This is a genomic window from Pseudoxanthomonas beigongshangi (genome assembly GCF_016820515.1).
In the GTDB taxonomy this organism is placed as follows: domain Bacteria; phylum Pseudomonadota; class Gammaproteobacteria; order Xanthomonadales; family Xanthomonadaceae; genus Pseudoxanthomonas_A; species Pseudoxanthomonas_A beigongshangi.
Map to the genome: position 1 here is coordinate 1 of NZ_JADHDV010000050.1, position 6,915 is coordinate 6,915.

The window sequence follows — 6,915 nt, forward strand, 5'->3', positions numbered from 1 at the left end:
TGTCTACGAAAGGCTGGCCGGTCCAGCAGTCATCCGGAGGGAGCAGGATCGGAATGCGTCGTATCGGAAACCACAAACCATCACGCCACCCGAAGGTGGCGTGATGGCTGTTGCGACGAGGCCGGTTGCGCTTACTTGGAAGGGGCGGTGAGGCCGCGCTTTTCCAGCAGGGGTTCGATCTTCGGGTCGTGGCCGGCGAAGTCATGGAACAGCTTCATCGCGTCCACGCTGCCGCCGCGCGAGAGCAGGGTCTTGCGGAAGTGATCGCCGTTCTCGCGGGTCAGGCCGCCGTGCTGCTTGAACCATTCCACGCTGTTGGCGTCCAGCACTTCGGACCAGATGTAGGCGTAGTAGCCGGCCGAGTAGCCGCCCATGATGTGGCTGAAGTAGGGCGTGCGGTAACGCGGCGGGACCGGCTTGTAGTCGATCTTGTCGGCGGCCAGCGCGTCGGCCTCGAACTTCATCACGCCGTCGGCGGTGGGCACCTTGTCGGCGCCGATCTGGTGCCAGCGCTGGTCCAGCATGGCCGCGCCGAGGTATTCGGTGGTGGCGAAGCCCTGGTTGAACTTGGACGCGGCGATGACCTTGTCCAGCAGCGCCTGCGGCATCGCTTCGCCGGTCTGGTAGTGCTTGGCGTAGTTCTTCAGCACCGACGGCCAGTCCGCCCACATTTCGTTGACCTGCGAGGGGTACTCGACGAAGTCGCGCGGCACGCTGGTGCCGCTGAAGTAGGGGTACTGCACGTTGGAGAACATGCCGTGCAGCGCATGGCCGAACTCGTGGAACGCGGTGGTCACTTCATCCCAGGTCAGCAGGGTCGGCTGGCCGGCCGGCGGCTTGGGGATGTTGAGGTGGTTGGCGACCACCGGCTTGAAGCCGGTCATGCCGGACTGCGAGACGTAGGAGTTCATCCACGCGCCGCCGCGCTTGGAATCGCGCGCGTACATGTCGGCGATGAAGATTGCCAACTGGGTGCCATCGGCGTTGTACACGTCGTACACGGTGGTGTCCGGGTGGTACAGCGGCAGATCGGTGCGCTTCTTGAAGGTCAGGCCGTAGAGCTGGTTGGCGGCGTAGAACACGCCGTTTTCCAGCACGTTGGTCAGTTCGAAGTAGGGCTTGAGCTGCGACTCGTCGAAGTTGTACTTGGCGGTGCGGACCTTCTCGGTATAGAACGACCAGTCCCACGGCGCCAGTTGGAACGTCGGCTGGCCCTTGGCCTTCTGCTCCTGATCGATCATCGCCTGCAGATCGGCGGCTTCGCGCTGGGCGTTGGCGACCGCGGCCGGCGCCAGCTTGCCGAGCATGGCGTTGACCGCCTGCGGGGTCTTGGCGGTTTCGTCTTCCAGCACGTAGGTGGCGTGGTCCGGATAGCCCAGCAGCTTGGCGCGATCGGCGCGCAGCTTCATGATGGTGGCGATGAGCTCGCGGTTGTCGTACTTGCCGCCGCGACTGCCGCGCGAAACGGACGCCTCGTGCAGGCGCTGGCGCAGGGCGCGATCGGTCAGCTGCGACTCGGCGGGTTGGCCGGTGGTGTTGAGCAGGGTCAGCACGTACTTGCCGGCCAGGCCGCGCGCCTTGGCGACATCGGCGGCGGTGGCGATCTGCTGATCGGTCAGACCGTCCAGCTGTTTGACGTCATCGACCACCACGGCCGAATCGTTGACCTCGGCCAGCACGTTCTGGCTGAACTGGGTGCCCAGCTTGGCCAACTGGCCATTCATGCCCTTCAGGGTGGCTTTGTCGGCGTCGGACAGCTTGGCGCCGGCGCGGACGAAATCGGTGTGGTACTTCTCGACCAGGCGCACGCCCTCGGCGTCCAGGCCCAGGCCGGCGCGCTGGTCGTACAGCTTCTGGATGCGCGCGAACAGCTTGCCGTTGAGGTAGATGGCGTCGCGGTGGGCGGCGAACTTGCCGGAATAGTCGGCCTGCAACTTCTCGCGGGCGTCGTTGGTGTCGGCGCCGACCAGGTTGTAGAACACGGTCTGGGCGCGGTCGAGCACGCGGCCGCTCTTTTCCATCGCCAGGATGGTGTTGTCGAAGCTCGGCGCGGCGCCGTTGTTGGCGATGGCGTCGATTTCCTTCAGTTGCTCGGCCATGCCGGCGTCGAAGGCGGGGGCGAAGTCGGCGTCCTTGATCTTGTCGAACTGCGGGTAGTGCAGCGGCAGCGGGCTGTCGGCGAAGAAGGGATTGGCGGCCTTGGCGGCTTCGGCGGTGGGGACCGCGGTCTGGCTGTAGGCGGGCATGGCGAGTCCAAGGGTCGCGGCAAGCGCGAGGGCGAGGCGGGTGGTCATTGGGGTGCAGCTTCCTGACAGATAGGGCTTTTGGCAGGGTAACCCAAGCCCCGGGGCGGGGGCTCGTGACGAAAGGCATGTGCCGGGCGGGGCGGTTCTGTGCTGGCTACAGCGTCTCGAACTCGCGTGCGATCCAGCTCACGTGATAGAGCAGGCCCAGCACCGCGAAACCCGCGTGATAGCGCGGATTGCGGGTCCACATGGCGATCAGGCTGCCGATGATGTAGGCGAGGTTGCGGAACACGTATTCGGGCCCGAAGCTGCGGAAGTAGGCCTCGCCCTTGATCCAGGTGTCGAGGAAGTCGACCGCGAACACCAGCGCCAGCAGGCCGAAGAACCATTTCCGCCGATCGTAGAAGTAATCGCGGTAGCTGGCGTAGCCGTCCAGGTTCTCCGGGAAGATCAGCGCGCACAGCAGGTATTGCATCAGCGCGTACAGGGCCACGAAGAAATAGAGGTTGAAGCTCCAGTGCACCAGATGGGAGAGGCGGAATTCCCACCACCAGAACAGCAGCAGGTACGAGAACACGAACGTGGCCCAGCACAGGTGCACCCAGTAGATCTGGCAATGGCGCGGGCGCTCGATGATGCGGGCGAAGTGGCGCAGCAGGTGGGTCAGGCCCAGGCCGACCACCATGCCCAGCAGCACGCGCACGTGCAGGTAGACGGTGGCCATCGAGGCGGCGTCGGGTGCATGGGGCGAAAGCTGCATTCCGTGTTCCCCGGCGGAAGCGACGGCCAAGGCTAGCGCATCTGCGCCGGCCCTGCACAAGGCGCCGCCACCGGCGAAAACGCTTGCCCCCGGCTGGCCCCGGGTGTCTCATATCCGTGTTTCCGGAGACCCGCCATGACCACCGCCTACGATTTTTCCGCCACCGACATCGATGGCCAGTCCCGCTCGCTGGCCGATTACCGTGGCAGGCCGTTGCTGACCGTCAGCGTGGCGTCATAACGTGGGTTCACCTTGCAGCGCGTGGACCTTTCGCGATGCCGGGGTTTAATAGGTCTATCGGGAGGTAGGACATGTATGGCAGCAGTCGACTGGATTCAGCGATAGGCTTGGCATGATCCATTCACATGTATTCCTGTCCTGGCAGTTCAACCTGCCGACCGACACGGGCGTGTTTACCACTCGGCAGGTCCTGCAGGGGAACGAGCCAGTGCGCGAGGTCTATCACGAACGTGACGGTGATTGGCAGTTCCTTTGCGGAACAACTTTCAATACCGAAGACCTCAAACTCGTTTGCCTTGGCTGCATGGTCGAGGTTGATCCCACGATAGGCGAACTCGCGGATATGCCTCCAGGATGGTGCGGTACCCGACAGGCACGGGGCGAAGCATGGATTCAGAAGCCGTACGATGAGGGTGAGAATGAAACTAGCTAATCCATTCCAGTCGGAACCGTTGTTACTTTCGGCCCAATTCGCGAAAACCATCTGGACACAACCATGACCACGATCAGTGATTTCAGTGCAAGAGACATCGATGGTATCGAGCAACCGCTCTCGCAATATGCTGGCAAGGTTCTGCTAGTGATCAACGTGGCCAGCAAATGCGGCTTTACCCCCCAGTACACGGGCCTGGAAAAGCTGTGGCGCGACTACCGGGATCAGGGATTGGTGGTGCTGGGTTTCCCGTGCGATCAGTTCGGCCATCAGGAGCCGGGCGACGAAGCCGAGATCCGCAATTTCTGTTCGCTCAACTACGACGTGAGCTTCCCGATGTTCGCCAAGATCGACGTCAACGGCGACGATGCGCATCCGCTGTGGAAGTGGCTGAAGCAGCAGAAGAGTGGCCTGCTCGGCATTTCGGCAATCAAATGGAACTTCAGCAAGTTCCTGGTGGGGCGCGATGGCAAGGTGATCAAGCGCTATGCGCCGACCGACACGCCGGAATCGCTGGCCGGCGACATCGAGGCCGCGCTGGCCGGATAGATGGACGCGCACGAGGCTTCACCGCCGTTCCGCATCGAGTTCAGTCCCGCCGACTACGGACTGAAGGCGCACGTGAAGGGCGTCAACGGCACGCTGGAAACCACGCTGGCGTACTGGCGCCGGATTGCGGTGGAGGTGCGGCGCGTGCGGCCGGCGGGCCTGCTGGTGGTCGACGACATGGAAGGCGAGCCGCCGCCGCCGGAACAGCTGGTGCAGTTCGTGCAGGCGATGCTGGGCGAGGGCCTGGAAGCGGTGCGGGTGGCCTACGTGGAAAAGCACCTGGAGCAGATTCCGCAGGTGGAACTGGCCAGCATCCTGGCCAACGAGCACGGCTTCCAGGGCCACGTGTTCGACAACGAACGCAGCGCGGTCATCTGGCTGCGCTACGGGGAACGCTAGGGCGGGCCATCGGCCCACCCGGCATCACTTCTCGACGAAGGCGCGCTCGAACACGTACTGGCCGGGCGTGCCGATGCGCGGGGCGGCAGTGAAGCCGCGACCGTCGAGCAGGGCGCGGAAGTCGGCCAGCATCTGCGGGCTGCCGCAGATCATCGCGCGATCCTTTTCCGGATCCAGTGGTTCCAGTCCCAGCGTTGCCATCATTTCGCCACTGGCCATCAGGTCGGTCAGGCGGCCATGGTTGGGGAATGCCTCGCGGCTGACCGCCGGGTAGTACAGCAGCTTCTCGCGGATGATCTCGCCGAGGAATTCGTGCTGCGGCAGTTCCTTCTCGAAGTAATCGCGGTAGGCCAGATCCTGCACGTGGCGGACACCGTGGGTGAGGATGACGCGATCGAAGCGCTCGTAGGTTTCCGGATCCTTGATGATCGACAGCCACGGCGCCAGGCCGGTGCCGGTGCCCAGCAGGTACAGGTTGCGGCCCGGGTGCAGGTCGCTGATCAGCAGGGTGCCGGTGGGCTTGCGGCCGATTACCACGGTGTCGCCGGGCTGGATGTCCTTCAGCCGCGAGGTCAACGGACCGTTGGGCACCTTGATGCTGAAGAATTCGAGCTGTTCTTCCCAGTTGGCGCTGGCGATGGAGTAGGCGCGCAGCAGCGGCTTGCCTTCGGTCTGCAGGCCAATCATCACGAACTGGCCGTTGTCGAAGCGGAAACCGTCGTCGCGGGTGGTGGTGAAGCTGAAGTAGTCGTCGGTCCAGTGACGGACGTCCAGCACCGTCTCGGTGCCAAAAGCGGAGGACATGGGGTGTGGGGCGCTTGATTCGAACCGGCCCATTGTAGCCGACCGCCCCGGCGCGACCTTGATCCAGCGCAACCGGGAAGCGGGGCGGAGGCGGTGACGGCGGGCCCGTCAGTCGGCCTTCGCGCGTCGGCCGCGCCGGTGGAAGTAGAGCTGCTCGGCGACGCGGCGCAGCGGCGGTGACTTCAGCAGCAGGTCGAACGGCCAGTCCCACTGTGCGTGGTCGAAGGCCCAGCGCAGGGCGCGCTTGCGCCGCCAGGCCGGAATCGCGCGGATTGCCGAGGCCTGCGGAGGCACTCCGGAGCGAAGGGACCGCACCAGCGCGCGGCCGACCTCGGCGCCGTGGCGCAGCCCGGCATGGATGCCGCCGGCGGTGACCGGCGAGACCACGCCGGCGGCGTCGCCGGCAAGCAGCACGTTGTCGCGCTGGCGGGCGCGGACCGGGCCGCCGCAGGGAATCAGTCCCGCGCGGATGCTGTCCGGCCGGCGGTCGGCGGCCAGCCCGCTGAGCGATGCGACCTGGGCCAGGAAGCCGCGCAGATCCGGTGGCGCGATCCTGCCACGGCGCTGGCGATGCGCCAGGCCGGCCTGCACGCCAGTCGGGGTCTGCGCGATCCAGCCGATGTAGCCCGGCGCCCAGCGTCGGCTGATGAAACAGTGCAGCGCATCGGGCGTGCGCAGGGCGCCGCCGTCGAACTCGTATTCGATGCCGTACAGGAAATCGCGAACCCGGCCCAGGCCGAGGTGCTCGGCCACGCGTGAGCGCGCGCCATCGGCGCCGACCAGATAGCGGCAGTCGCCGATGCCGGGCAGATGCCAGCCGTCCGGCATGGGGGTGGCATCGCGGAAGCTGCAGGCCAGCCGCAGTTCCACGCCGGCAGCCACGCTGCGCTGTCCCAGCCAGCGCATCAACGCGGGCGTATCGGTGGTGAAGAAGCGATAGCCCGGGGCGGACAGATCCACGCTCTCCAGGGATGGCGCATACAGGCGGACTTTCGGTACCGCGTGCAGCAGTCCGGCGGGAATGCCGGCGAACAGTTCGCACTCCAGCGCTTCCAGCACCAGGATGCCGGTGGTGTGCAGGCGTTCGCCCAGATCGCGCTTGCGATCGATCACGCAGACACGGAATCCGGCCGCCGCGATTTCGCGGGCGCAGGCCAGGCCGGCAAAACCGGCGCCGACCACGATGACGTCATGGTTTCCGTTGTGCACGTATGGCCGTCCGCATGAGGGGGACGGCGAGCATCCGCGAGGCGCGCGGGAGGACGATGAAGTGGCGGTGAAGCGAGCCGTCGTCGCTTGCGACGGCCCGCGCCATCATCGAGTGTGGCGTGCGAAACCGGTTATGCGAACGGGAAAAAGAAAAGGCGCCCTTGGGCGCCTTCTCGATTCGCATCAGCCGTGATGACCGCCGCCGCCGCCGCCGCGCGGGCGATGGCCACCGCCGCCGGGACGACCGCCCGGACCGCGGCCACCGGCCGGACGAC

The 6,915-nt window shown here is 65.6% G+C and carries 7 protein-coding genes; 3 read left to right on the forward strand and 4 right to left on the reverse strand.

The window, feature by feature from the left end; genetic code table 11:
- Positions 1-131 precede the first annotated feature (131 nt).
- Positions 132-2,294: a M3 family metallopeptidase gene (locus IQ458_RS19200; protein ID WP_203323813.1), complete on the reverse strand. Its 2,163-nt coding sequence runs from the start codon at positions 2,292-2,294 to the stop codon at positions 132-134.
- Between the two features lie 106 nt (positions 2,295-2,400).
- Complete coding sequence (locus tag IQ458_RS19205) at positions 2,401-3,006, reverse strand: hypothetical protein (RefSeq protein WP_203323814.1); 606 nt, start codon at positions 3,004-3,006, stop codon at positions 2,401-2,403.
- 352 nt (positions 3,007-3,358) lie between these two features.
- Here IQ458_RS19205 and IQ458_RS19210 point away from each other — a divergent pair, with 352 nt between their 5' ends.
- From IQ458_RS19210 to IQ458_RS19220, 3 genes are all read left to right on the forward strand, one after another.
- Complete coding sequence (locus IQ458_RS19210) at positions 3,359-3,679, forward strand: hypothetical protein (protein WP_203323815.1); 321 nt, start codon at positions 3,359-3,361, stop codon at positions 3,677-3,679.
- 63 nt (positions 3,680-3,742) lie between these two features.
- Positions 3,743-4,228 (forward strand): glutathione peroxidase, encoded by a 486-nt coding sequence (locus IQ458_RS19215; RefSeq protein ID WP_203323816.1) that lies wholly within the window; start codon positions 3,743-3,745, stop codon positions 4,226-4,228.
- Positions 4,229-4,627: a hypothetical protein gene (locus IQ458_RS19220; protein WP_183641948.1), complete on the forward strand. Its 399-nt coding sequence runs from the start codon at positions 4,229-4,231 to the stop codon at positions 4,625-4,627. It begins immediately after the preceding gene.
- A gap of 24 nt (positions 4,628-4,651) precedes the next feature.
- Here IQ458_RS19220 and IQ458_RS19225 read toward each other — a convergent pair whose 3' ends face one another.
- Positions 4,652-5,431 carry a ferredoxin--NADP reductase gene (locus IQ458_RS19225; protein WP_183641943.1) on the reverse strand — a complete coding sequence of 260 codons (780 nt, stop codon included), beginning with the start codon at positions 5,429-5,431 and terminating at the stop codon, positions 4,652-4,654.
- A gap of 108 nt (positions 5,432-5,539) precedes the next feature.
- Positions 5,540-6,640 (reverse strand): NAD(P)/FAD-dependent oxidoreductase, encoded by a 1,101-nt coding sequence (locus tag IQ458_RS19230; protein WP_203323817.1) that lies wholly within the window; start codon positions 6,638-6,640, stop codon positions 5,540-5,542.
- Positions 6,641-6,915 lie beyond the last annotated feature (275 nt).

Excerpts from the sequence above, each read along its gene's own strand:
- IQ458_RS19200 (WP_203323813.1), bottom strand. The coding sequence starts at position 2,294 with ATGACCACCCGCCTCGCCCTCGCGCTTGCCGCGACCCTTGGACTCGCC.
- IQ458_RS19205 (WP_203323814.1), bottom strand. The coding sequence starts at position 3,006 with ATGCAGCTTTCGCCCCATGCACCCGACGCCGCCTCGATGGCCACCGTC.
- IQ458_RS19210 (WP_203323815.1), top strand. The coding sequence starts at position 3,359 with ATGATCCATTCACATGTATTCCTGTCCTGGCAGTTCAACCTGCCGACC.
- IQ458_RS19215 (WP_203323816.1), top strand. The coding sequence starts at position 3,743 with ATGACCACGATCAGTGATTTCAGTGCAAGAGACATCGATGGTATCGAG.
- IQ458_RS19220 (WP_183641948.1), top strand. The coding sequence starts at position 4,229 with ATGGACGCGCACGAGGCTTCACCGCCGTTCCGCATCGAGTTCAGTCCC.
- IQ458_RS19225 (WP_183641943.1), bottom strand. The coding sequence starts at position 5,431 with ATGTCCTCCGCTTTTGGCACCGAGACGGTGCTGGACGTCCGTCACTGG.